The organism is Nocardia sp. NPDC055002, assembly GCF_053608825.1.
Genome location: NZ_JBSGWE010000003.1, coordinates 121,410 through 146,888 on the forward strand (window position 1 = coordinate 121,410; position 25,479 = coordinate 146,888).

Below are 25,479 nucleotides of genomic sequence, written 5' to 3' on the forward strand. Positions count from 1 at the left end.
CGCTGATCGGCGGAGGTCTACGCGGAGATCCGGCGATGGCGCACCTGATGTACTTCAAGAAGATTCGCGACGAGCTCACCGAGGTCGAGTACCTCTGGGGGCCGAGCCGAGAACAACTCGACTCGTCCCTGGTGATCGACAAAACGACCTTCGCCGCCCTACCCGGACCACCCGACTCGCCCGCCGGCCAGATCATCCTGCGCGCCCGGCGCGGCAGCGAGTGGCCCGAGGTAGGCGTCATAGCGTCCTGAACGCTGTACCGCGACGGGCTTTCCCTAGTCGGTGACGAGCTCCGCGGCCGCGGTCCGCACCACCTCGGGGATCGCCACCGGTTTGCGGGTGTCGGCGTCGACATAGACGTGGACGAATTCGCCGGTGGCGGCGAGCTCGGGACCGTCGTCGCCCGCACGGAAGATCGCCAGGTCGTAGGTGATGCTCGAGGTGCCCAGGCGGGCGATCCGCAGGCCCACCTGGAGCTGGTCGGGAAAGCTGACCGAACCGTGGAATCGGCACGAAGTCTGCGCGACGACGCCGAGCGCGGGCAGCTCGGTGATGTCGGTACCGGTGGCGCGCATCAGCCAGGCGTTCACGGCGGTGTCGAAGTAGGAGTAGTAGGTCACGTTGTTCACGTGGCCGTACTGGTCGTTGTCGGCCCACCGGGTCGGCATCGGCCACAGGACGGGATAGCTCATCGGGCCATCATGCCGCGCTCCCCTGCCGGTGATCGCGCGGGCTCACCCCGAAGTGCCGTTTGAAGGCGGTGCTGAGGGCGAAGGCGCTGCCGTATCCGACCTGGTGAGCGATGGATTCCACGGTCGCGTCGGATTCGGCGAGCAGATCGGCGGCGAGCGAGAGCCGCCATTCGGTCAGGAAGCTCATCGGTGGTTCCCCGACCAGCTCGCTGAACCGGCGGGCCAGCGCGGCACGGGACATGCCGACCGCTTCGGCCAGGGCGACCACCGTCCACGGATGGGCCGGATTGTGCTGGAGCAGGCGCAGGGCCTTGCCGACCAGCGGATCGCTGTAGGCGTGGTACCAGGCGGGGGCGTCGTCGCGGGCGAACCAGGCACGCAGGGCGGCGATGAGCAGCAGGTCGAGCAGGCGGTCGAGAACGGCGGTTTGCGCGGGCAGGTCCTTGGTCGCCTCGTCGACGAGCAGATCGAGCAGGCGGGTATCGAGCTCGCCGCGCGGCAGCACCGCGACCCGCGGCAGCGCACGCAGCAATCGTCTGCTCACCGCGCCCGCGGATTCGTAGGTTCCGGTGACCATCAGCGTCTCACCGTCGATATCGGTGCCCCACTGGCGGACACCGAGACTCAGTGTCTCGCACAGGATCTCGCCCTCGGGCGTGGTGGTGACCTGCCCCGGCTGGATGACGACCTGGGGTTCGGTCGCCGGATCGTCGGCCACCGTATACGGCTGCGGCCCACGAAAGACCGCGACATCACCCGCGCCGAGTTGCCGCGGCGGCATGGAATCGGTACTGACCCAAGCCTTTCCGCGGATCATCGCGAGCACCGTGAGCGGGGCTTCGTCCTGCACGCGCAGCGACCACGGTGGGTTCAGCAGCGAACACATGAGGAACGCACCGCGGGCGCGTGGACCTTCGAGCAGACCGGCTAACGCATCCACCACTCCACAGTAGACGACAACCCGTAGACGACAACGCATGTTCGTGAGCGGCACGACGATGTCGCCGCGGGCGGCGCGACGGTGTACTTATCTCATGACAAACACCGCTTCTCACCAGCAGCTTTCCCTCATCACCGGCGCTACCGGCAAGACCGGCAGCCGGGTGGCGGCCCTCCTCGAAGCCGCGGGCCGGCCGGTCCGCCACGGCTCGCGCACCGCGGCGATCCCCTTCGATTGGACCGACCGGCAGACCTGGGCGCCCGCGCTCGCCGGTGTCGACTCCGTCTATCTCGCCTTCCAGCCCGACCTCGCCGTGCCCGGGGCCCCGGACATCATCCGCGCGTTCACCGCCGCCGCCCGAGCCGCGGGCGCGCGCTCGGTGGTGCTGCTGTCCGGTCGCGGCGAACCCGAAGCGCTCGAATGCGAAGAGATCGTGCGGAATTCGGGTCTGAGCTGGACCATCGTGCGCTGCGCCTTCTTCGCGCACAACTTCAGCGAAGGCGCCTTCGTCGACGACGTGCTCGCCGGTGCGGTGGCGCTGCCCAACGGTGATGTGCCGGAACCGTTCGTACACGTCGACGACATCGCCGAGGTGGCGGCGGCCGCGCTCACCGACTCGCGCCACGCGGGTCAGCTCTACGAGCTCACCGGCCCGCGCGCCCTGACCTTCGCCGACGCGGTCGGCGAGATCGCCGCGGCCACCGGTCGCGAGATCGCCTTCGTTCCCGTCTCGAGGCCGGAATTCGTTGCGGCCCTTAGTGAATACCAGGTTCCCGATGACGTGATCAGCCTGCTCGACTACCTGTTCGGCACCATCCTCGACGGCCGCAACACCCCCACCGCCGACGGTGTCCGCCGAGCCCTCGGCCGCGAGGCGCGCGACTTCACCGACTACGCCAAGGAGACCGCCGCCACCGGAGCCTGGACACCCCAGCCGTAGCAGTCGACCACCAGGGCCCGGTGATCTCGAAATACCGGGTTCTCGTGGCCGGTACCGTCGAAGTGGTGAGTGCAGCGACGATCGACCGCGGGTTTCTGCCGGCCAGGGCCGCGGTATTCGCGGCTTTCACGCTGAACGGGTTCCTGCTCGCGATGTGGGTGGTCCACATTCCGGCGATCACCGACCGGACCGGGGTGTCACCCTCGACGCTCAGCGTGCTCGTGCTGCTGATGTCGGGCTCCGCGCTCGTCGGCATGCGGCTGGCAGGCCCCGCCGCCGACCGGTTCGGCAGCCGCACGCTGGTCGCCCTGGCCGCATCGGCCATCTCCGTGACAGTGATCGGCCCGGGCCTGGCGACCGGTCCGATCACCTTGGCGATTGCCCTGGCCTGCTTCGGGTTCGGCATGGGCGCGCTCGACGTGTCGATGAACACCCAGGCCGTCCACGTCGAACGTGCGTACCGCCGACCGATCATGTCGGCGTTCCATGCGATGTTCTCGGCGGGCGCGTTCGCCGGTTCGCTGGTGGGGGCCGCCGCCCAGCACGCGGGGTGGGCATCCCAGATGACGCTGCTCTGCGCCGGAATCGGCGGATTGTGCGTCACCGCACTGCTGGTGCCGCACTTGCTCGGCCACAGCGAGGCCGAATCACCCTCGCATGCAGAGCATTACGACAGTGCCGACAGCCGAGCCGTTGACGGTGCGAGCCAGGGTGCGACATCCGCCGTTCCCGCCGACACGACTCGCCTCCGCATCGATCAGCGGAGCGAGCGGCGCCGGCGGTCACGCAAAGTGTTCTCGCTCGGGTGTATCGCGTTCGTCCTTCTCCTCGCCGAGGGCGTCGCGGCCGACTGGAGCGCGCTGCAGGTACGCGAACACCTCGACGCGTCCGAGGCGAGCGCCGCCCTCGCCTTCGGCGCCTTCTCCGCCACCATGACCCTCGGCCGATTCATCGCCGACCGGATCAGCGCGGCCGTCGGCCCCGTCGCGATGGTTCGCTACGGAAGCCTGCTCGCCGCAGCGGGATTCGCGGTGGTCATCGGATCGCCGTGGTTGCCACTCACCCTTCTCGGCTGGGCGATGTGCGGCCTCGGCCTGGCGGGCGGCGTCCCCCAGATCTTCTCCACCGCGGGCAATCTCGGCGGCACGACAGCGGCCACGGATATGTCGCGCGTCTTCACCATCGGCTACCTCGGCCTGCTCGCGGGCCCCGCGATGATCGGCTGGCTCACCGCCGTGATCCCGCTCACCGCGGCACTGGCCGTTCCGCTGGTACTCACCCTGGCCTGCGCGGCCACAGCGAAGGTCGTCAGTCGGTGAAGGTGATCCGGACCGAGACCGGCGTGCTCTGCAACGCGCGGAAGCTCGCCGCGGTCAGCCCGGCGAACACCGGATTGGGCGCGAAGGCGCGAGCCCGCGCGACGACATCGTCGTCCGGGCGCAGCTCAGCGGTCCCGGTTCGCCACCGCTTCCCCTGGCGGACCCGTACTTTCGGTTCCGCGCCGATATTGGCGGCCCACCCCGACCTGGTTCCGTGCTGGCTGATCACCCACGCGCCGCTGTCGTCGAACGCCACCGAGACCGGCACCACCCTGGCCTGCCCGGACTTGCGTCCGATCGTCTCGAGCTCGGTCGCGAACGAGGTGCGGATGCCGATCCGGCTCAGCGCGCGGACCGCCGGGTTGGCGACATAGCGACCCACCGCCCGCTCGACCTCGAATTTGCGCCGCTTCGGGTCCTTGTTGTTCATTGTCGATCCCCTTCTGCTACGGAACGCGTCGACGCCGTGATGTTTCAGCATGGCCGCTACCGTGAGCCACGGTGTGCGGTCGGGGTCGGGCTCGTCGCCCGCCCCGAGCAGATGCAGCTGATCGGTGTGCCACTGCAGGTCGAGGGCACCTTCGAGGCTCTTGACGTTGGACAGTGTGGACACGCGCGCGGGCAGGCGCAGCGAGATCTGCGGCGAATGCAGCCGGGCTGTGCGCGCGTGCAGGATGTCGCCCGCGGCGTCGGGTGACACCGCGCTGGGCCTGCCGAGGCCCACGACATCGCATTCTCCCGACTCGACCGCGTCGACCATGGCCACGCGGGAACGGAATCCGCCGGTGACGGCCAGCGGCACCGACCCGGCGGCCGCCCGGACCGACTCGGCGTACTCGAGGAAGTACGCCTCGCGCGCGACGGTGCTCGCCGAACGCGCCGCCGGCCTGCCCATCATCGCGGGCGATTCGTAACTGCCGCCGCTGATCTCGATCAGATCCAGCTGCTCGGCGGCGAGGCGGCGCACCACCTCGCGCGACTCGTCCTCGGTGAAGCCGCCGCGCTGGAAGTCCGCGGAGTTGAGCTTGATCGCGACGGCGAACGACGTCGATACCTCGGCCCTGATCGCGCGCACCACCTCCAGCACGAATCGCGCGCGCCGTTGCGGGTCACCACCCCAGCGGTCGTCGCGCTGATTGGCCAGCGGCGAGAGGAACTGTGAGACGAGGTAGCCGTGCGCGCCGTGGATCTGCACGCCGTCGAAGCCCGCGCGCTCGGCGATCCGCGCGGTGGTGGCGAATCGGTGCACGATGTCGACGATCTCGGCGTCGGTGAGCGCGCGCGGCGCCGGGATACCGGGCAGACCCAGCCCGATCGCCGAGGGCGCTACCGGCTGCGACCGGGTCGCGAGCGGATTAGCTTGCCTCCCGGGGTGATTGATCTGCATCCAGAGCCGGGTGCCACCGTCCTTGGCGGTTCGTGCCCAGCGGCGCAGGTCGTCGAGGTGGCGTTCGTCGGCGATCACGACATTGCCGGGCTCACCGAGATGGTCGTGGTCGACCATCACGTTGCCGGTGACCACCAGACCGAAACCGCCGGTGCCCCACCGGCTGTAGAGCCGCTCGAGCCGTTCGTCCGGCGCGCCGGCGGCGGTACCGAGCCCCTCGCTGAGCGCGGCTTTCATCAGCCGGTTGGGCAGTACCTGGCCGCACGGCAGGGCGAGCGGATCGCTCAGGGCTGTCATCGTCGGCTCCTCCGCGGATCACGTCGAGTACACCGATCGGTGTACTTACCCGACGGTAGTACACCGATCGGTATACTTCAATCGGACCGATCGAAAGGATGTCGATGGCAGCACGCGACGGACTCGTCCAGAGCACGATCGACCTCGTGCGCCGCAACGGCGTGGCCGGGACCGGTGTCGCGAACCTGCTCGACCACAGCGGGCTCTCCCGCCGGACGATCTATCTGAACTTCCCCGGCGGCAAGTCCGAGTTGATCACCGAGGCCACCCGGGTCGCGGGCCGGGCGATGACCACGCTGATCGAGACCTTCAGCAAGAACACCAAGCCGGAGGAGACCATCGCGTCGTTCGCCGACGCGTGGAAACAGGTCGTCGAGTCCAGCGACTTCCTCGCCGGCTGCCCGATCGTGGCCGCGGCACTCGGACGCTCGGAGTCACCCGCCGCGGCCGACGCGGCAGGCGAGGCGTTCGACGACTGGGAGCGGACACTGGAGACCCGGCTGCGCGCGGAGAACATCGACCCCGACACCGCCAGTTCCTTGGCGACGACCGTCATCGCCACGATCGAGGGCGCGGTGGTGATGTCGCTGGCCAAGCACAGCACCGAGCCGCTCGACCGCGTCGGCCGTCACCTCACCGAGCTGGTCAGGGCGCACATCCGCCCGGTCGGCACGCCCTGACCAGCACGCCCGCAGCGCTACAGGTACATGCCGACGTCGGTGGAGTGGTCGATGGTGGATCGGATCTGGATCCCGCCGTCGCGGTGGGCGACCAGTTCGGCGAGGGTCGCACCGTCCGGGAAGCTCGACTCGACGGGAGCGCCGTTGTGGCGGGCCAGCCACTCGTGGGCTTCCGTCGCCGAGAGGCGGCCGACCTCGAGCTGGGCCAGGCAACGGCCCGGCCGCACCACGGCGGGGTGCAGCCGGGAGAGGTCTTCGTTGGTGGTGATCGCGATCAACACGTTGCGGCCCTGGCCCAGCATGCCGTCGGTGAGATTGAGCAGACGCGAAAGCTTCTGCCCCGCCGCTTCTTTCGCCTCGCCACGGATCAGTTCGTCGCAGTCCTCCAGCACCAGCAGCCGCCAGCGGCCGTCCTCGTCGTCGCCGTCGGCGCCCGCCGCGACCTCCATCAGGTAGCCGGGATTGCTGAACAGTTCTTCCGGATCGACGACACAGTCGACCTGACACCACGGCGCCCACGACCGCGCGAGCGTACGCAGCGCGGTGGTCTTGCCGGTACCGGGCTCACCGTGCAGCAGCACCAGCCGTCCCTTGATATCGGCGACGCCGAGCCCCATCAATCGCTCCATGCTCGCCGACACCGAGCCGGTGTAGTTGCCACGGATCTCCGCCCACGCGGGCGCCGCGATCTGGCGTCGTCTGCGCGCGGGGCGCCGGATGTCCATGTGCCAGAATCCCATCTCGACCGTGGCTTCACTGTCACGTGACAGTGAAGCCCCATCGGTGGCCTGTGCCAGCACGTCGACGGCGAGTTCGTCGCTCACCGCGGTGACCTCGATCGTGGCCGAACCGCTCGCCCACCGCACTGCCCGCAATGCCCAGCCGTCACCGGCCGCGAGCAAGGCACTGCTGTCGTCGTCGGCGACCGAGCGCACGATCCGCGAGTCGGCGGGCCGCAGCGCCGCGTCGGGGCGCACCCGGTCGAGGTGGGCCTGGCGGGCGAACGGCTGGTCGCCGCGCAGGAACGGGGCGAGGGCGAGCGCATCGATCGCGTCGCGGGTCGAATAGGTGGAGTCGATGGTCGCCGACCACGGAAACGGCTCGCCCTGATCCTGCGGCTGACGCGGCGAATCGACAAGCCTGAGCTGTTCATTACGTGTGGACACCGAGCCCATGATCGTGGTCATCGGTCCGGAATGTCCAATGACTTACGGGGCGCACCGCCGGAAAACTCGCTGGCACCGAAGGCGAATCCGTCGGTACGGTCGTAGGGTGACGTCCACCCAGCGCGACCAGTCCCCGCCGGAATCCACCACGACGGCCGGGATCAAGGAGTGGATCGGACTGGCCGTCCTAGCCCTGCCGACACTGCTCATCTCGATGGACCTGAGCGTGCTCTACCTGGCGATCCCGCGCATCAGCGAGGCACTCGAACCCAGCAGCTCCCAATTGCTGTGGATCCTCGACATCTACGGCTTCCTCGTCGCCGGCTTCCTCATCACCATGGGCACCCTCGGCGACCGCATCGGCCGGCGCAAACTCCTGATGATCGGCGCATTGGCCTTCGGCGTCGCCTCCGTGATCGCCGCGTATTCGACCAGCGCCAACATGCTGATCGGCACCCGCGCGCTGCTCGGCATCGCGGGGGCGACGCTGATGCCGTCCACGCTGGCGCTGATCCGCAACATGTTCCACGACGACCGCCAGCGCACCGCCGCGATCAGTGTGTGGATGACCAGTTTCATGGTCGGCATGGTGATCGGACCGCTCGTCGGTGGTGCGATGCTCGAGAACTTCTGGTGGGGTTCGGTATTCCTGGTGGCGGTGCCCGCGATGGTGCTGCTGCTGGCGACCGGCCCGTTCCTGCTGCCCGAGTACAAGGACCCGAATCCGGGCAAGCTCGACATTCTCAGCGCGGTCCTGTCACTGCTGTCGGTGATGGGCGTCATCTACGGCATCAAGGAGCTGGCCAAGGACGGCTGGTCGATCGAGGCCGTCGGCGTGCTGGTGGGTGGTCTGGTACTCGGCACGGTGTTCGTCCTGCGTCAGCAACGCCTGACCAATCCGCTGATCGACCTGCGCCTGTTCGGCAATGTCCGGTTCAGCGGCTCGCTGGTCGCGTTGATGGTGGCCATGCTGGCGATGGGTGGGCTGTTCCTGCTGCTCGCGCAGTATCTGCAACTGGTGCTCGGCCTTTCGGCGTTCGAGGCCGGTCTGTGGACCGTGCCGCAGGCGGCGGCGATGGTCGTGGCGGCCGGGGTGGTGAGCGCGCTCGCGCCCAAGATCCGGCCCGCCTACCTGATGACCGGCGGCCTGATCATCGCCATGGCCGGGTACGCGCTGTTCACTCAGCTCTCCGGCGCCGACGACCTGGCGTTGATCGTCACCGGCATGGTGGTGTTCTCCCTCGGCCTGAGCCCGATGTTCGTCCTCGGCCTCGACCTGATCGTCGGCGCGGTCGACCCGGCACGCGCCGGTGCCGCCTCGGCCATCTCCGAAACCGGTCAGGAATTGTCGGCGGCGCTGGGCGTGGCGGTGATCGGCAGCATCGGCACCGCCGTCTACCGCGGGCAGATGTCGGAGCAGCTGCCCGCCGGACTCCCACCGGAGGTCGCGCAGGTGGCCGAGGACACCCTCGCGGGCGCCCTGCACGTCGCGACGACGCTGCCCGAAACGCTGGGCGCCGAGTTGTCCACCGTCGCACGCGAGGCCTACACCCAAGCGCTGCAGGTGAACTCGGTGGTCGGCATCGGGCTCACCGCCGTTGCCGCCGGGCTGGTCATGGGGCTGCTGCGGCAGATCCCCGCGCCGAACGAGAAGACGACCGACACCGACTGACCGAAGTGGTTCGGACACAACGAATCCCGCCCGATGCTGACCGGGCGGGATTCGTCTCTCGCTGAGTTGTCCCCTCCGCGAGGTTCGTATTCGGCCGATTCGGCCGAGGTCCTGATCGCCTACTTGGCAGCCGGGGCGGGGTTGTTCGGCATCGGCGAGTTGATGGTGGTGAAGTACTGCACCGCGGCCATGATCGCGACGGGGGCGGTGATGAAGATCTGGCCCGCGAGGGTACCGAGCGCGCCGATGGCCATGATGCCGGCGACGCAGCCCACGGCCGCGGCCGGGATGAACGGGCCGAACATGCCGACGATGGTGGCCGAGGCGATGGTGGCGCCCGCGATGCCGCCGAGCACACAACCGACCGCGCCGCCGCCGAGGCCGCCGACCAGGGTGGCGATGCTGGCACCCAGGGAGATGGTGCCGGTCATGCGGCTCCAGGCGGCCTGCTCACGGTCGTACTCGCTCTTCCACGGCGCCTTGTCCTCGAAGGGCAGCGCGACCGGCTTGTAGGTGGCGTGCGCCAGGTCGAACTGCGGGGTCAGCGTGGCGGTGCGGCCGGAGATGTCGGCGGCGATCGGGAACACGAATTCGTCTACGCGGAAGGCCAATTCGGTACCCGCGACGGTGGTGCCGTTGGCGGCCTTGATCTTGAAGACGCCGTCCTCGACCACCATCGAGCCCGCGTCGGTGCCGATGATCGTCGAGGTCTCGGTGGTGGTGGAGGTGAAGTTGATCGGCTCATCCGCGGCAGGTGCTGCGTGGCTGGTTCCGGCAGCGATGCCGAGGGCAACGCTGACGGTGGAGGCCAGCAGGGCGAACTTGGTGATTTTCACGGGGGTGAACCTTTCGTGTTCCTCGTGGTGAGATGCGCGGCGCACAAGCTGCGGTCCGGGCGAGATGTGACCATAGCGAGGTAAGCCTCACCTATCAAGACCTTGCTTAGGCTAACCTCCAAGACGACCCAGTTTCGCCGCGAGAGAGAACACCTGATGAGAAATCCGCGTTGGTGCGGGTGGCTTCTTGCCGCATTCGCGCTGGTCGCAGTATGTGCTCTCAGCCTGCTGGTCGGCACGAAAGCCATTGCGATCGGCGATGTCTGGCAGGCACTGTTCGGCGTGAGCACCACTCCCGATCACGTGACCGTCACCGAGTACCGCGTGCCACGCACTCTGCTCGGGCTGCTGGTCGGGCTCGCGCTCGGCGTCGCGGGCTGCTTGATGCAGGGCCTGACCCGCAACCCGCTGGCGGACCCCGGCCTGCTCGGCGTCAACGCGGGAGCGGCCTTCGCGATCACCATCGCCGTCGCGATGTTCGGCGTGAGCGAGATCACCTCGTACGTCTGGTTCGGATTTCTCGGCGCCGCGCTGGTGTCGGTGGTCGTCTACCGCGTGGGCACCGCCGGACGATCCGGCACCGACCCGGTGCGGCTGACGCTGGCCGGCGTCGCCGCCACCGCGGTTCTCGGCGGCCTGACCAGGGGCTTGATCCTCATGCACCCCAAGGCTTTCGACGAAATGCGTCAGTGGGATTCCGGCGGACTCACCGGACGCGGATTCGAGATCCTCTACGGCGCGGCCCCGTTCATCGCGGCGGGCCTGATCATCGCGGCGCTATGCGCGCGCTCGCTCAACGCGGTCGCGCTCGGCGACGATCTGGCGCACTCGCTGGGTGTGCACGTGGGCCGCACACGCCTGTTCACCGCGCTGGCGGTGGTGCTGCTGTGCGGCACCGCCACCGCCGCGGTGGGCCCGATCGCGTTCGTCGGTCTCGCGGTTCCGCATGTGGCCCGGTGGCTGATCGGACCCGATCAGCGCTGGATCTTCGCCTATTCGCTGGTGCTGGCACCGATCCTGGTGCTGTCGGCCGACATCGTGGGCCGCCTCGTCATTCGTCCCGATGAAGTCCCCGCCGGCCTGGTCACCGCGTTCCTCGGGGCGCCGGTACTGATCTGGCTGGCCCGTCGCGCAAGGGTAGGTGCCGCCGCATGAGTTCGACGATCGATTTCGGCCGCGCGATGCTGGTGGTCCGGCCGCGCGGAACACGTTTCTCCGCCCGGATCGGCGTGCGCACCCTGGTGGTCTGCGCTGTCCTGCTCACGATCTCGGTGGTGACGGCGGTGCTGGCCCTCGGCAGCGGTGACTACCTGATCCCGCCACTGCGGGTGCTGCGCGCGCTGGTGATCGGCGACGAGCGGTTCGACCGGCTGGTGGTGTGGGACTGGCGGCTGCCGCGCATCCTGCTCGCCCTGATCCTCGGCGCCGCGCTGGGCGTGAGCGGCGCCATTCTGCAATCGGTGACCAGGAATCCGCTGGGCAGCCCGGACATCGTCGGGTTCAACACCGGCGCCTACACCGGCGCGCTGATCGCCATCCTGACCCTGGGCGGTGGGCACCTGCAGACCGCGACCGGTGCGGTGATCGGCGGGCTCGGCGCCGCCCTGGTCATCCACCTACTCGCGTTCCGGCACAACGTGGCCGGGTTCCGGCTGATCATCGTCGGCATCGGCGTCAGCGCCATGCTCGCCTCGATCAACACCTGGCTGATCCTGCGCGCCGACCTGGACGCGGCGATGTCGGCGGCGGCCTGGGGTGCGGGCACGCTCAACGGACTCTCGTGGCCGCAGGTCGGTCCCGCGGTGGTGATCCTCGCGCTGCTGGCGATCGCGCTGATCCCGGCGGCACCCCGCTTGCAGATCCTCGAACTCGGTGACGACACCGCCCGGGCGTTCGGTCTGAATGTCAGCCGGGCGATGCTGTGGCTGATCGTGCTCAGCGTCGCGTTCACCGCGGTGGCGACGGCGGTCGCGGGCCCGATCGCGTTCGTCGCCCTCGCCGCACCGCATCTGGCGCGCAAGCTGGCCCGCACACCGTCGATCGCGCTCGCGCCCTCGGCGGCGATGGGAGCGATGTTGCTGATCACCTGCGACTGGATCGCCCAGCACGCGTTCGCCCCGACCACCGTGCCGGTCGGCCTCGTCACCGTCTCGGTCGGTGGCCTGTACCTGGCATATCTGCTGGTCGCCGAGGCGCGCCGGAACTAGGAAAGCGAAAAGATGAACGACACTTCACGGCTACGCGCCGACCGGGTCCGCCTCGGCTACAAGGGCACCACGATCAGCGACCAGCTGTCGGTGGATATCCCGGACAGCAAGTTCACGGTGATCATCGGCCCGAACGCGTGCGGCAAGTCCACGCTGCTGCGCGCGCTGGCCCGGCTGCTCACCCCCGAGTCGGGAACCGTGCTGCTCGACGGCAAACCGATCAGTTCCTACCCGGCGAAGCAGGTGGCCAGGCAGATCGGTCTGCTGCCCCAGACCTCCACCGCGCCGGACGGCATCCGGGTCGCCGATCTCGTTGCCCGCGGCCGCTATCCGCATCAGACGCTGCTGCGGCAGTGGTCCAAGGCCGACGAGGAAGCCGTCACCTCGGCGATGGCGGCGACCGGTGTCACCGAGTTGTCGGCGCGGATGGTCGATGAGCTCTCGGGCGGTCAGCGCCAGCGGGTGTGGATCGCGATGGTGCTCGCCCAGGACACCCCGCTGATCCTGCTCGACGAGCCGACGACCTATCTCGACATCGCCTATCAGATCCAGTTGCTCGATCTGTGCCGGTCACTGAACCGCGAATCCGGGCGGACCGTCGTGGCCGTGTTGCACGACCTCAACCACGCCTTCCGCTACGCCGATCACCTCGTCGCCATGCGCGACGGGCGGGTGGTCGCGACGGGAGCACCCGCCGACATCGTGACCGCCGAGCTCGTCGACGAGGTCTTCTCGTTGCGGTGCCGAATCGTCGACGACCCGGAAACCGGTACGCCACTGGTGATTCCGCTGGCACAGGATGCCGCCAAGGTGCGCTAGACCTGCGGCGATGCGGCAGCCGAACATAGGTATTCCGCAATTAGTTAAGTTAGGCTAACCTAACTGATTGTGAATGTGACGAGGGAGGGAGTTGCCGTGACAGATGGTCTCGAGTTGCCGCTGACCGGACCGCAGCTCGGCATCTGGAACGCCCAGCGCTTCGATCCCGAGTCCGGGCGCTACCTGGTCGGCGAGGTCCTCGAGATCACCGGGGACGCTCCGATCGATGTCGGCCTGCTGAGCGAGGCGATCCGTCGCACCGTCACCGAGGCCGAGAACATGCGGTTGCGGTTCACCGAAACCGCTGACGGGCCAAGGCAATTCGTGAGCAATGCCGAAGCGGTGCTGCGACCGACCGTCGATCTCCGGGCAGCTGCGGAGCCGATGGCTTTGGCCTACGAGGCCGTCGCGCTGGAGCGCGAGCAGGCCGCGCAACGGTGCCGGGGCATGGTCGACCGGCAGCTCTACAACTACACGCTGATCCGGATCTCCGACTGCGTGGTCTGGTGCGTGCAGCTCTACCACCACCTCATCGTCGACGGTTACAGCGCGGCGCTGCTCTCGCGCCGGGTCGCCGCCCACTACACCTCCCTCCGACGCGGAACACCCTCGCCGAAACAAACTTTCGGAACCATCGCCGAGCTGGTCGCCGAGGAGCAGGCCTACCGGGCCGGGCCCGAATTCGAGGCCGACCGCGCCTACTGGCGCGACCAGCTCACCCCCTGGCCGGATCTCGACGGTCGCGGTCGCCACCTGGGCGGTGCGGTCGAGCGGACGATCCGCGCCGAAGCCATCCTGTCCACCGAACTGCTCGCGGCACTGCGCGAAAGCGCCGAACGGCACGGCATCACGTGGGCCGACGCGCTCGTCGCCTGCTACGCCGCGTTCCTGCACCGCCAACTCGGCACCGCCGATATGGTGGTGTCGATGCTGCTGATGGGCCGGGTCGGCCGTGCCGCCCTGCGCACACCCGCCATGGCGGTGAACGTGCTTCCCCTACGGGTCACGGTGAGCGCGGGCGACCGGCTCGGTGAACTGGGTCCCCGCATCGCCGACATCCTGCGCGAGGTCCGCAAGCACCAGCGCTACAGCGGCGACGACCTCGCCCGCGACTTCCACGGCCACGGCGCGGGCGAACTCCTGCACGGAATCGGCATCAACCTCAAGGTTTTCGACTTCACCCTCGATTTCGACGGCGCGCGTGGTGTGCTGCGCAATGTGGCAGGCGGGCCACCGGAGGACCTCGGGCTGACCGTCACTCCGCTGCCCGACGGCACGGTGCTGCTCGGATTCGAATCCGATGCGCGAACCAACGACGCGGACACGGTGCGCGGGCGGATCGGCCGGTTGGTCCGGGTGATCGAGTCCTTCACCGGGTCGGACAAGATCGCGGTGGGTGCGCTCGAACTGCTCGATCCGGCCGAGCGCACGCGGCTGCTGGCCGCGCGCTCGACGGCAATGCAGCTGCCGGACACCGAAACCCGGGCTCTTCACGACGACGAGCAGTCGGTCGCGATGGTCCCCGACATTCTCGAACAGGTGCTCACCGAGCAACCGGACGCCGTGGTGCTGAGTTCGGCGCAGGCCGAGTACACCGCCGCCGAACTTCGGCTCCGAGTGAACCGGCTCGCGCGCTTGCTGCGCGAGGCCGGGGTCGGGCCGGACGCGATCGTCGGCCTCGCGCTACCCCGCGATGTGGAATTCGTCGTCGCGGTGCTCGCCGTCTGGCGGGCCGGCGGCGCCTATCTGCCTCTGGATCCGGAACATCCGGTCGCCCGGCTGCGCGCCACGATCGCGGACGCGGGCCCCGCCGTGGTGCTCAGCGCCGGTGAGTTGGCGGCCCAGCTCGGCGCAGACGCCATCGCGATCGACAACGCCGACTTCCGTGCGCGGCTCGACGACAACGCGGACACCGATTTCGCTCTCGCGGTGCGGCCCGAGCACGCGGCCTACGTGATCTACACCTCGGGCTCGACCGGACAGCCGAAAGGTGTTGTCGTACAGCACGGCTCCCTGGCCGCACTCGTCGCCGCGCACCGCGCCGGGATCCACGCCGCCGCCGCGAGGCGCGCGGGCGACCGTCAGCTGACCATCGCGCACACCACCTCCTTCGCCTTCGACGCCTCGCTCGACCCACTGCTGTGGATGACCGCCGGACATCGAATCCACGTGTACGACAGCGATACCCGGCGTGACCCGGCCGCCCTGGTCGAGGCTTTCGCCCTGGACGGTATCGACGTCGTCGACGGCACTCCGTCGTTGGTCGCCGCCCTGCTGGAATACGGCTTGACCAGCGAACTACCGTCGTCGGCACAGTCGAGCCCGGTCGGCCGGAAGTCGGCGACAGCGAGCACCGAGGTGATCGGGCAGATCTCGACAGCGACGGATCTCGCGAGCGCCGATGAGACAGCTCGCCCGCCACTGACGCTGGTGATCGGCGGCGATGCCTGCTCGGCGGAGCTGTGGGGCGCGATCGATCGCGGCGGGTTCGCGGCGGTCAATCTGTACGGCCCGACCGAGGCGACGGTGGATGTGATCGGGGCTCCGATCGACGGCGCTGGTCCACGGATCGGGATGCCGGTCGCGGGCTCACGGGCTCACCTGTTGGACAACGGATTGCAGATCGTCGCCGACGGACAGGTCGGCGAGCTGTACCTCGCAGGTCCGCAGATCGCGCGGGGCTACCTCGGCCGATTCGCCACTACCGCGCAGTCTTTCGTCGCCGATCCGTACGGTCCGCCGGGAGCGCGGATGTACCGCACCGGCGACCGGGCGCGCTGGGTTCCCGGGCTCGGCTACGAATACCTGGGCCGGGTCGACAACCAGGTGAAGATCCGCGGCCACCGCGTCGAACTCGGTGATGTGGCAGCGGCACTCGAAGGTCTGACCGAGATCCGTACCGCGGCAGCCGATATCCGGGACATCGCCGGGCGCCCCACCCTGATCGGCTACGTCGTCGCCGCGACCGGCGAGCTCGATACCTCGGCCGCCCGCACCCGCCTGGCCGACCTGGTCCCCGAGCACATGGTGCCTGCGCGACTCGTCGTCCTCGACGCCCTGCCCACCACGGTCAACGGAAAACTCGACCGCACGGCGCTCCCGGACCCGGCAACGGACGAGTCCGGACGCGCGCCGGCTACCGCTGCCGAACATGCAGTCCACCAGGCGATCTCGACCACCCTCGGCCTCGACACCGTCAGCATGGACGACGACTTCTTCGCCGTCGGCGGCGACAGCATCACCGCCATCACCGTCAGCAGCGGCCTGCGCGCCGAGGGCCTCACCCTCCTCCCCCAGCAACTATTGACCCGGCGCAGCCTCGCCGCGCTGGCCGCGGAGGCGGCCCCCGAGCCGCACCATCCCACGACCGCCGTGGGATTCGAGTCGGCACCCGCTGTCTCGTCGTCGCTCCCGACAGCGCCCGGCCGCCTGATCGCAGCGCTCGCGCAGAGCGACGTGGACGAGTTCAGCGCTACCTACGGACCGGTCGCCGACGTGCTCCCGCTGTCCCCCTTGCAGGAGGGATTGCTGTTCCACGCACTGCGCGACGGCACCGACGACGTGTACACGATGACGGCCCGCTTCAGCCTCGACGGCGTCGTCGATCCGGAGCGCATGGGTGCGGCGTTCGCGAGCATGCTGCGGCGGCATCCGAACCTCGGCGCGGCGTTCAGCTATGAACAGTTCGACCAGCCGGTGCAGATCGTGCCGCAGGTACCGGGGGTCTCGTGGCAGGTCGAGGATCTGCGCGAGACACCTGATCCCGAAGCACGAGCACGGCTTTCGGTGCGGCGCGCCGGCTCCGAACCGTTCGACATCGATCAGCCGCCGCTGATCCGCGGCCTCCTGATCCGCCTCACCGACACCTCGCACTGGCTGGTTCTGATCGCCCATCACCTCCTGGCCGACGGCTGGTCGGTACCGACGATGGTCCGGGAAACCCTCGCCCTCTACACCGGCGAGACCCTCTCGCCCCCCGCCTACTTCGGCGACTACCTCACCTGGCTCGCCACCCGCGACACCACAGCGACCCTGCACTGGTGGACCGAAAGCCTCACCGGCCTGCGCACACCGACCCTGCTCGCCGCCACCCCTACATCCGCAACCGATCCGGTGGATTCGACGACGGCCCAGCGACAGCGTCCGGTCGGACTGCGGGTTCCGCTCGCCGCCGACGTGGCGACGGCCTTGGCCGAGAACGCCCGGCGGCACGGGCTGACCGTGAATACCGTGCTGCAGGGCGCGTGGGCGATGGTGCTCGCGGATCACTTCGGGCGCACCGATGTGGTGTTCGGGACCGTGGTTTCCGGGCGGCCCGCTGATCTCGCCGGAGTCGGCGGGATGGTCGGATTGTTCAGCAATACCGTGCCGGTGCGGGTGTCGCTCGGGGCCGGCCGGCCGGTGGCCGAGCAGTTCGGGCAATTGCAGCAGACCTCGTTCGACGGCCAGGCCCGGGGATACCTCGGGTTGGCCACCATCGAGCGGGCGCTGGGAATCGGACGGCTGTTCGATTCGCTCGTCGTGTTCCAGAACTTCCCGAAAGCCGGTCTGTTGCAGCCGGATCCCGGTGGTGTTCAGGTGGTGGACGTCGATGTGGACGGGCTGACCGACTTCCCGGTCACGGTGACCGCGTTGCCCGGTGCCGAGTTCGCGCTGATGCTGCACCACGATGCGGCCGCAGTGCCCGGCCCGGTCGCCACCCGGCTCAGTGATCGCCTCGGCGCCGTATTGTCCACGCTGGCCGCCGATCTCGACGGTTCCGTCGAGGAAGCCATGGCTGCCGCGATGCCGTCGGAAACACGCGGCAGCACGCTGGCCGACTGGTCGGTGACGGCGACGATCTCCGCCGACGCGCCCGCCGTCACCGCGAACGGCGTGACGATCTCGTTCGGTGAATTCGACAGCCGGGTCCATCGGCTCGCGCGCTGGCTCATCGACGAGGGCATTCGGCCCGAAACCGTGGTCGCGGTGGCGATGACGCGTGGCATCGAGTCCATCGTCGCCGCGCACGCGGTGTGCCGGGCCGGCGGGGTCTACCTGCCGCTGGATCCACACAGTCCCGCGCAGCGCGCCGACAGGATCCTCGGAACATCGCGCGCGGCGCTGGTTCTCACCACCGCGGCCGACGGCTTCACGACCGATCGCGCACCTGTGGCGCAGGTCGAAACATTGGATCTGTCCGGTTTCGCCGATACCCCGGTCTCCGACCTCGACCGACTCGCGCCACTGCTCCCCCGCAACGCCGCGTACCTGCTGTTCACCTCGGGCTCCACCGGCGAACCCAAGGGCGTGAGCGTCTCGCACGAGGCCATCGCCAACACCTTCGAGTGGATGCAGCGACGGCACCGGTTCGGCGCGGGCGACACCGTCTTGTACCGCACCGCGGCGACGTTCGACGCCTCCCTGCTCGAGCTATTCCTGCCGCTGCTGGTCGGTGCGCGCGTCGTCGCGGCACCGGTGTCGGGTCGACTCGACCGCGACCCGCACTACCTGGCCGACCTGATGGCGACCGAGCGGGTCGGCATGGTCCAGCTCACCTCGTCGATGCTCACCGTGCTCGCCGAGGAAGCCGACCTGAGCGGCTGCACCGCGCTGCGCTGCGTGATCACCGGCGGCGAACCGCTACCGCCGCCGACCGCGGCGCGGATCAGAGCGCTCACCGGCGCCCGCGTCCACAACCTGTACGGTCCCACCGAGGCCGCGGTCTGCATCACCCACCACGAGACCTCCGACGCCGACCGCGGCAATGTCCCGATCGGTCTGCCCGCCACCGGCGCCGATGTGCGTGTTCTCGACCCCGAACTGCGCCCGGTCGCGGTCGGTGTGATCGGCGAGCTGTACCTCACGGGAACGCAATTGGCGCGCGGCTACCTCGCCCGCCCGGCCCGGACCGCGGGTTCGTTCGTCGCCGACCCGCTGGGACACGGCGAACGCATGTACCGCACCGGCGATCTCGTGAGCTGGGGCCCGCACGGCGAACTCGACTACGTGGGCCGCGCCGACAGCCAGGTGAAGCTACGCGGTCAGCGCATCGAACTCGGCGAGATCGAGGCAGCCCTGCTGAGCTGCCCCGGCGTCGCCCACGCGGCGGTGATCCTGCGCGAAGACACCCCCGGCGATCAGCGCCTCGCCGCCTACCTGGTGGCCAAGGCGGACACCGGCATCGACATCGTCGCGGTCCGTTCCGGCTTGCGAGCACGGGTGCCCGCCTACATGGTCCCGGCCGCGTTCGTCGTGCTCGACCACATCCCCCGCACGACCAGCGAGAAGATCGACCGCAAGGCCCTGCCGATCCCGGCCTACGACGCCGACCCGAGCGGTGGGCCGGTAGCCGAAACGAACACGGCCAACGGTGCCGTCGGCTCCCACTTCGCGGTCGGCACCGCGACGGCGACCGGCAGCGGCCCGCGCCAGGACGCCGAGCTGATCAGCGCCATCCGTTCGGCGATGGCAGCCGTCCTGTCCATTACCGACATCGGTGCCGACGCCGACTTCTTCGAGGCAGGCGGTCACTCCCTGACCGCCGTCCGCGTGATGGGCAGGCTGCGGCGGGCAGGTCTCGCGGTCGTCCTCGACGACGTCTTCGAGGCGCCGACCCCACGGGCACTCGCCGAGCGGATCGCCCAGAGCGACAATGCCTCTCGCGCGTCTTCCCGAGCACACGACGCGAAGGCCGGCGATGCCTGGGGTTCCCGGCTCGATCACGTCCTCGAACTCCGCACCACCGGTTCGCGCGAGCCACTGTTCTGCGTTCACCCGGTCGGCGGCACCGCCTGGCAGTTCGGCCCCCTCGCCACACTGCTGCGAGCCGACCGCCCGCTCATCGGCCTACAGCTCCCGACTCTGAGCGACACCACCTTCCGTGCCGAGACCATCGACGACCTGGCCGCGCACTACGTGGCCACCATCCGCCGAATCCAACCGCACGGCCCCTACCACCTGCTCGGTTACTCCCTCGGCGGCACCGTCGCCCACGCCATGGCAGCCGCACTGACGGCCGGGGGCGAGCAGGTCGCCTTCACCGGACTGGTCGACGCGTTCGCCCTGTCCGATCTCACCGAACAGGCGACCCGCGCCCTCACCGACCCCGCCGATCTGGACCGGTTGCTGCCCGGCATCCCGGACGACGCACCAGAACTGGCGACGAAACTGCGCGAGGCCGCGACAACCCTGCTCGGCATGGTCACCGCGTCCACCGCGGCCGACTACGACGGCCCGATGGCGCTCTACGCCGCCGACACCGGAACCACACCGGGCCGCACCGAGGCGCAACTGGCGGGCTGGCGGTCCGCACGGGCCCGGCTCGTGGTGCGCCGACTGCCCTACTCCCACTTCGAGATCGTGTCGCCCGCCGGCTGGGCCGAGGTCGCGGCACTTCTCGACACAGACCCGGTGATCGGCGGCTGAGCATGCAGCGCACCGCTTTTCACCGTTCGAAAAGAAAGATGAGGACAACTCCTTCCATGTTCACCACACGATCATCGGGCAGGCTCCGCGCCACCCTCGCCCTGCTGGTTCTCGCGCTGATCGCAGCGCTCACCGGCTGCAGCACCTCTTCGGGCGACACCGCCGCACCCAGCGGCCCCCGCGAGGTCCAGACCCCGAAGGGCCCGGTCTCCGTCCCCGCGGATCCGCAGCGCATCGTCGTGCTCAACGGCACCCTGGCCGGCTACCTCTACGACCTCGAGGCGCCGGTCGTCGCCGCCGACCCGCGGCTGCTCGGCGTCGCCAGCAAGCCGGGTGAGTTCCCGTCCGGCTGGGCCGAGGACGCGGCGAAGCAGGGCACGAAGGCCCTGCCCACCGGTGAGAACATCAACCTGGAGTTCATCGCCGCCCAGCGCCCCGACCTGATCATCGGCGGCGGCCAGGGCTACCCGGCGCAGCAGTCGGTGAACGCCTACGACCAGCTCAGCGCGATCGCCCCGACCGTGCTGGTGCCGACCGAGACCACCTACTGGCAGGACCAGCTGCGAGTGATCGCCGACGTGGTCGGCAAGCCGTCCAAGGTCGACCAGCTCATCACCAACTACAAGGACAAGCTGGCCAAGGCCAAGGCCGCCATCAAGGCGCCCGCGGGCAACACCGTCATCATGCAGTCGCTCAAGAGCCAGAAGCCGACCGCGTTCGTGCCCACCGCCGCACTGCCCACGCTGCTCTCGGAGGTCGGGTTCACCCTGGACCAGCAGCTCGAAGCCAAGGCGGGCAACCCCGCTCGCGAAGGCAGCGCCGATTTCATCAGCTTCAGCCCGGAGCTGCTGAACACCGCCGTCGACGCGCCCGTGCTGTTCATGATCCCGCTCAACGGCGGCCGGAGCCTGGCCGAGCTGCGGGCCGACCCGATGTACGCGTCGCTGCCCTCGTTCAAGGCGAACACCGTCTTCGAGCTGCCCGCGACCAGCTCACGTCCTGACTACCGCACGGTCATGACCACGCTCGATCTGCTCGTGGAACGCTTCAAGTGACAGCGGTCGGCAGCCTGCTCATCGACATCAGCCCGCTGCGGACCTCGCGTCCGTTCCGGTGCGCGTTCGCGGCGCGGCTGGTGTCGGTGCTGGGGCTCGGGCTGCTCATGGTGGCCCTGCCGTTGCAGGTCTATCAACTGACCGGGTCGACCCTGCAGGTCGCCGGCATCGCGACAACCACCGCTGCCGCGTTGTTCGCCGGCAGCCTCGCGGGCGGTGTGATCGCCGACCGTTACGACCGGCGCAACGTGATCCAATGGTCGCGCAGCGCCGCGGGTTTCGGGTTCCTGATCCTCGGTATCAACGCGGTGCTGCCGGATCCGATGCTGTCGGTGATCTATCTGGCCGCCGTCATCGACGGACTCGCGGGCGGCGTCAGCGGCTCCGCGTTGATGGCTCTGGTCCCGATGTTGGTCGGTCGCGAGAAGATCGCGGCGGCAGGCGCTTTGACCGCGCTCACCACCGACCTCGGCACCATGATCACGCCCGCGATCGCCGGTGTGCTCGTCGCGCAGGCGGGGGTGTCGGTCGCGTTCTTCCTGTGCGCGGGCGCCACCGTCGCCACGGTCGGGTTGATCACCGCGATCGGGCCCGCGCCGCCACCGGCCCGCGACCTGCAGAACCCGGTGCGCGAGCTGGCGATCGGCATTCGATTCGCGGTGCAGCACAAAACCATTCGCATCATCCTGCTCACCGGCTTGCTCGCCATGCTGGTCAGCGGCCCGCTGGTGCTGCTGCCCGCCTTCGCCGAAGTCGAACTCGGCGCGGGCCCCGGCACCCTCGGCCTGCTCTACGCCGCGCCAGGCGCCGGTGCGGTCATCGGCTCGCTCACCAGCGGCTGGATGAGCCGCACCCGCTACAACGAGCTCGCCCTGCTGATCTCGCTGGCCCTCATGCCGCTGGGCGTGATCGCCGCCGGGCTGTGGTCGCACGCGGCGCTGGTGTTCCTCGGACTGGCCGGCTTCGGCCTGGCCAGGGCGGTGAACATCGTGCTGCGCTACACCCTGCTGCAACAGCAGGCGCCCGAGGAACTGCGCGGCCGGATGGCCGGACTTCTCATGGTGCAGTCGGTGACCGGCACCGCGATCGGTTCGATGGCCGCCGGACTCGTCGGCCAATTCTTCGCACCGGGTTCCGCGCTCGTGTTCTACGGCGTCGCGGTCCTGGTTCTCACCGGCGTGGTGGCGCTTGCCGCCGGGCCGCTGCACGGAAAGGAACAGCAGTGACAGATCGCAGTGGCTATGCCGCGCGCATCGCCGAAGTGCTCGCCGGCGAGCACGGCGCGAAGGTCCCGTACCCGATCGGATTGCAGGAAGTGGAGGTGATCCGCACGGTCGCGATCGGGGCCGGCCTGCTCAGGATCACCTTCGGCGGGCCCGATATCGCGTCCTTCCACAGCTATGTGCCGGATGAGCATGTGCGCCTGGTCTTTCCGTGCGAGGACGGGATACTGCGACTGCCCGCGCGCGACGGTCAGTCGCTCGAATGGGGCAACCCGCGCCCGGTGTCACGCGAGTACACCGTGCGCCGCCACAGCGTCGCCGACAACGAACTCGATATCGATTTCGCGATCCACCCCGGCGGGTTGGCCTCGGAGTGGGCGAGCGCGGCGACCCCGGGCACCAAGATCCACATCGCGGGCCCTCCCGGTGGCGTCGTCGTCCCGGAGTCCTACGACAAGTTCCTCTTCGTCGGTGACATCACCGCGCTGCCCGCCATCGCGCGCTGGCTGGAACGACTGCGGCGGAGCGCGCAGGGCTGGGCGTTCATCGAGGTGACCGGACCAGAGGAAGAGATCGAGATCGATGCGCCCGCGGGTATCGAGGTGCGCTGGCTGCACCGCGGCGATCTCGAGCCGGGCACCGGTGACGCGCTGGAGAAGGCCGTACGCGGTGTGGAAGTAGCTGCCGGACAGCGGGTTTACGCCTGGGTCGCCGGCGAGGCCGGCTGCCTGCGCGACATCCGCAAGGTCGTGCGCGGCGAGCTCGGGATCGGGCCGAAGGACTCACTGATCGCCGGTTACTGGAAGCGCGGCGTCGCCGACTTCGATCGAGAGGAATGAGCGATGACCGACGAACAAGTCATCACAGATGTGGCAACGGCGCTCGGCGTCGACCGCTCGGAACTGGCCACCGACACCGACCTGCTCGACGCGGGGCTGGACTCGGTTCGCATCATGTCGCTCGTGGAGAAATGGCGGTCGGCCGGACATGCAGACATCGACTTCCCCACGCTCGCAGGTGATCCCGTGCTCGGGTCGTGGATCGAACTGCTGGCCTGATCGCGTGGTGCGCGCCGGGGGCGGCTCGAAATCCGCGCCGCCCCCGGCTCGGTCAGTTGCCGTGCGCACCGTCGGCGAGTGCCTGCCGCAGATCCTTGCGGCTGGTCTTGCCGACGCCGGTTTCCGGGAATTCGTCGACGACCACGACCGTGTCGGGCATCTTCCACGCCGCCACGCCGCGCGAGCGGACGAACTTGCGCACCGAGATCAGCGTGGGCCGCTGCGCCGGGTCGATCGGCTGAACGAAGGCGCAAATGCGCTGACCCAGCACAGGATCCGGCGTTCCCACGATGACAGCGTCGCGGACCGCGGGGTGTTCGAGCAGGTGCGCCTCGAGCTCTTCGGCCGATACCTTCTCGCCGCCCCGGTTCACCCAGTCGCCCGCGCGGCCCGCGACCACGAGATTGCCGTCGGGGCGCACGGACACGAGGTCGCCGGTGCGGTACCAGCCGTCGGCGGTGAAGCTGCGGGCATCGGCGTCGGGGTTGTCGTAGTACCCGCGAATGGTGTACGGGCCCTGCGTGATCAGGTTGCCGGTGGAACCCGGCGCCACCTCGGCGCCGTTGTCGTCGACGACGGCGAGCTGGTCGTACTCCGACATCGGCCGGCCCTGCGTGCTGACCACCACGTCGATCGGGTCGTCGAGCCGCGTGTAGCAGACCAGCCCCTCGGCCATGCCGAACACCTGCTGCAAGGTCACACCGAGCGCGGGACCGATCCGGCGGGCGAGCTCGTCCTGGCACCGCGCCCCGCCCACCTGGAGTACGCGCAGACTGGACAGATCCGCGGTCTCGCCTGCCTCGGCGCGCTCGGTCCACAGCCGCGCCAGCGGGGGGACCAGACCTGTGATGGTGACGCCGAATCGCTCGATCAGCGGAAAGGCCGTCGCCGGAGTCGGATCGGGCGTCATCGCGACCGCACCACCCGCCCACAGCGCACCGAGGATGCCCGGCGAACTCATCGGGAAGTTGTGCGCGACCGGCAGTGTCGCGAGATAGACCGTGGCGCTGTCGAGTTCACAGATCTCGGCGCTACGGCGCACGCTGTAGAGGTAGTCGTCGTGGGTACGCGCGATGAGCTTCGGGATACCCGTACTCCCGCCGGACAGTTGCAGGAACGCCACATCGCTCGGCGACGGGCCCGCCAACTCGGTGGGAGTGTCGCGGAATTCGTCGATGTCGTGCGCGTCCTCGGGCAGCGACTCACAATCGACCAGCACCAGGTGACGCAGGCTCTCGACCTCGCCGCGCACCTCGGCGGCCAGCGCCGCGTAGTCGAAACGCTGGTGAGTGCCGCAGGTGATCATGGCCTTCGCCGCGGCGGCATCGGCGATCGGCACCAGCTCGGCCTTGCGATGGGCGGGCAGACAGAACACCGGCAGCGCGCCGAGCTCGAACAGCGCGAAGATCACCTCGACGAACTCCGCGCGATTGGGGAGCTGCACCAGCACCCGGTCACCGGGCGCGATGCCCAGGCGGGCCAAACCGGTGGCGAGCGAGCGGGAACGATGCTCGAGCTCGGCGTAGGTCCAGCTGTTCGCGTCGTCCATGACCGCGATCCGGTCCGGCGCCGCGACCGCGCGCGCGGTGAGCACATCGCCGAATGTCTCACCGGTCCAACAGTTCTGCTCTCGATATCGTTGTGCCAGCTCAGCGGGCCACGGAGTGAATCCGGGGAGCACGGGATCGGTCAAGTCGAGCACCTCTTTCCAGCGGATCTTCGAAGTTCCTCGCCGGAAGCTGTAAGGGAAGCTAACCAACCGACGACGAAATCAGGTTAGG

At 69.2% G+C, this 25,479-nt stretch carries 19 protein-coding genes; 13 read left to right on the forward strand and 6 right to left on the reverse strand.

Going from position 1 to position 25,479, the window contains the following annotated elements; genetic code table 11:
- The first annotated feature begins 35 nt into the window (after positions 1 to 35).
- Complete coding sequence (locus ACWF99_RS12860) at positions 36 to 251, forward strand: hypothetical protein (protein ID WP_358179757.1); 216 nt, start codon at positions 36 to 38, stop codon at positions 249 to 251.
- 24 nt (positions 252 to 275) lie between these two features.
- On the opposite strand, the gene ACWF99_RS12865 is transcribed toward ACWF99_RS12860, so the two are convergent.
- Together ACWF99_RS12865 and ACWF99_RS12870 are read right to left on the reverse strand one after the other, a co-directional pair.
- A complete protein-coding gene (locus ACWF99_RS12865) occupies positions 276 to 692 on the reverse strand; it encodes an acyl-CoA thioesterase (RefSeq protein WP_378635679.1) in 417 nt (138 codons plus the stop codon).
- 7 nt (positions 693 to 699) lie between these two features.
- On the reverse strand, positions 700 to 1,632 hold the full coding sequence (locus ACWF99_RS12870; protein ID WP_378635676.1) for an AraC family transcriptional regulator: 933 nt from the start codon (positions 1,630 to 1,632) through the stop codon (positions 700 to 702).
- Between the two features lie 94 nt (positions 1,633 to 1,726).
- Here ACWF99_RS12870 and ACWF99_RS12875 point away from each other — a divergent pair, with 94 nt between their 5' ends.
- Together ACWF99_RS12875 and ACWF99_RS12880 are read left to right on the forward strand one after the other, a co-directional pair.
- Positions 1,727 to 2,572: an NAD(P)H-binding protein gene (locus tag ACWF99_RS12875; protein WP_378662352.1), complete on the forward strand. Its 846-nt coding sequence runs from the start codon at positions 1,727 to 1,729 to the stop codon at positions 2,570 to 2,572.
- Positions 2,573 to 2,637: 65 nt separating this feature from the next.
- Positions 2,638 to 3,891: an MFS transporter gene (locus ACWF99_RS12880; RefSeq protein ID WP_452536014.1), complete on the forward strand. Its 1,254-nt coding sequence runs from the start codon at positions 2,638 to 2,640 to the stop codon at positions 3,889 to 3,891.
- Here ACWF99_RS12880 and ACWF99_RS12885 read toward each other — a convergent pair.
- Positions 3,881 to 5,575, reverse strand: coding sequence for a nitroreductase family deazaflavin-dependent oxidoreductase (locus ACWF99_RS12885; RefSeq protein WP_378635669.1), 1,695 nt, complete (start codon positions 5,573 to 5,575; stop codon positions 3,881 to 3,883). The genes ACWF99_RS12880 and ACWF99_RS12885 overlap by 11 nt on opposite strands.
- 104 nt (positions 5,576 to 5,679) lie before the next feature.
- On the opposite strand from ACWF99_RS12885, the gene ACWF99_RS12890 reads away from it, so the two are divergent.
- The gene (locus ACWF99_RS12890) at positions 5,680 to 6,255 is read left to right on the forward strand and encodes a TetR/AcrR family transcriptional regulator (protein ID WP_378635667.1); all 576 of its coding nucleotides are present in this window, start codon (positions 5,680 to 5,682) and stop codon (positions 6,253 to 6,255) included.
- 17 nt (positions 6,256 to 6,272) lie between these two features.
- On the opposite strand, the gene ACWF99_RS12895 is transcribed toward ACWF99_RS12890, so the two are convergent.
- Positions 6,273 to 7,430: a DUF5925 domain-containing protein gene (locus ACWF99_RS12895; RefSeq protein WP_452536598.1), complete on the reverse strand. Its 1,158-nt coding sequence runs from the start codon at positions 7,428 to 7,430 to the stop codon at positions 6,273 to 6,275.
- Between the two features lie 97 nt (positions 7,431 to 7,527).
- On the opposite strand from ACWF99_RS12895, the gene ACWF99_RS12900 reads away from it, so the two are divergent.
- Positions 7,528 to 9,093, forward strand: a complete 1,566-nt coding sequence (locus tag ACWF99_RS12900; protein WP_452536015.1) for an MFS transporter — start codon at positions 7,528 to 7,530, stop codon at positions 9,091 to 9,093.
- Between the two features lie 119 nt (positions 9,094 to 9,212).
- On the opposite strand, the gene ACWF99_RS12905 is transcribed toward ACWF99_RS12900, so the two are convergent.
- Positions 9,213 to 9,929 carry a hypothetical protein gene (locus ACWF99_RS12905; protein WP_378635661.1) on the reverse strand — a complete coding sequence of 239 codons (717 nt, stop codon included), beginning with the start codon at positions 9,927 to 9,929 and terminating at the stop codon, positions 9,213 to 9,215.
- A gap of 156 nt (positions 9,930 to 10,085) precedes the next feature.
- Here ACWF99_RS12905 and ACWF99_RS12910 point away from each other — a divergent pair, with 156 nt between their 5' ends.
- From ACWF99_RS12910 to ACWF99_RS12945, 8 genes are all read left to right on the forward strand, one after another.
- Complete coding sequence (locus tag ACWF99_RS12910) at positions 10,086 to 11,084, forward strand: iron chelate uptake ABC transporter family permease subunit (protein ID WP_378635659.1); 999 nt, start codon at positions 10,086 to 10,088, stop codon at positions 11,082 to 11,084.
- A complete protein-coding gene (locus tag ACWF99_RS12915; protein WP_378635657.1) occupies positions 11,081 to 12,136 on the forward strand; it encodes a FecCD family ABC transporter permease in 1,056 nt (351 codons plus the stop codon). Before ACWF99_RS12910 ends, ACWF99_RS12915 begins: the two co-directional genes overlap by 4 nt.
- A gap of 12 nt (positions 12,137 to 12,148) precedes the next feature.
- Positions 12,149 to 12,955, forward strand: coding sequence for an ABC transporter ATP-binding protein (locus tag ACWF99_RS12920; protein WP_452536016.1), 807 nt, complete (start codon positions 12,149 to 12,151; stop codon positions 12,953 to 12,955).
- A 96-nt stretch (positions 12,956 to 13,051) separates the two neighbouring features.
- Positions 13,052 to 20,362, forward strand: coding sequence for an amino acid adenylation domain-containing protein (locus tag ACWF99_RS12925; RefSeq protein ID WP_452536017.1), 7,311 nt, complete (start codon positions 13,052 to 13,054; stop codon positions 20,360 to 20,362).
- Positions 20,363 to 20,418: 56 nt separating this feature from the next.
- On the forward strand, positions 20,419 to 21,417 hold the full coding sequence (locus ACWF99_RS12930; RefSeq protein ID WP_378635651.1) for an ABC transporter substrate-binding protein: 999 nt from the start codon (positions 20,419 to 20,421) through the stop codon (positions 21,415 to 21,417).
- Positions 21,414 to 22,643: an enterobactin transporter EntS gene (gene entS / locus ACWF99_RS12935; RefSeq protein ID WP_452536018.1), complete on the forward strand. Its 1,230-nt coding sequence runs from the start codon at positions 21,414 to 21,416 to the stop codon at positions 22,641 to 22,643. Before ACWF99_RS12930 ends, entS begins: the two co-directional genes overlap by 4 nt.
- On the forward strand, positions 22,640 to 23,479 hold the full coding sequence (locus tag ACWF99_RS12940) for a siderophore-interacting protein (protein WP_452536019.1): 840 nt from the start codon (positions 22,640 to 22,642) through the stop codon (positions 23,477 to 23,479). The genes entS and ACWF99_RS12940 overlap by 4 nt, the downstream gene beginning before the upstream one ends.
- 3 nt (positions 23,480 to 23,482) lie before the next feature.
- On the forward strand, positions 23,483 to 23,698 hold the full coding sequence (locus tag ACWF99_RS12945) for a phosphopantetheine-binding protein (RefSeq protein ID WP_358061797.1): 216 nt from the start codon (positions 23,483 to 23,485) through the stop codon (positions 23,696 to 23,698).
- Positions 23,699 to 23,750: 52 nt separating this feature from the next.
- On the opposite strand, the gene ACWF99_RS12950 is transcribed toward ACWF99_RS12945, so the two are convergent.
- Positions 23,751 to 25,400 carry a (2,3-dihydroxybenzoyl)adenylate synthase gene (locus tag ACWF99_RS12950; protein ID WP_452536020.1) on the reverse strand — a complete coding sequence of 550 codons (1,650 nt, stop codon included), beginning with the start codon at positions 25,398 to 25,400 and terminating at the stop codon, positions 23,751 to 23,753.
- Positions 25,401 to 25,479 lie beyond the last annotated feature (79 nt).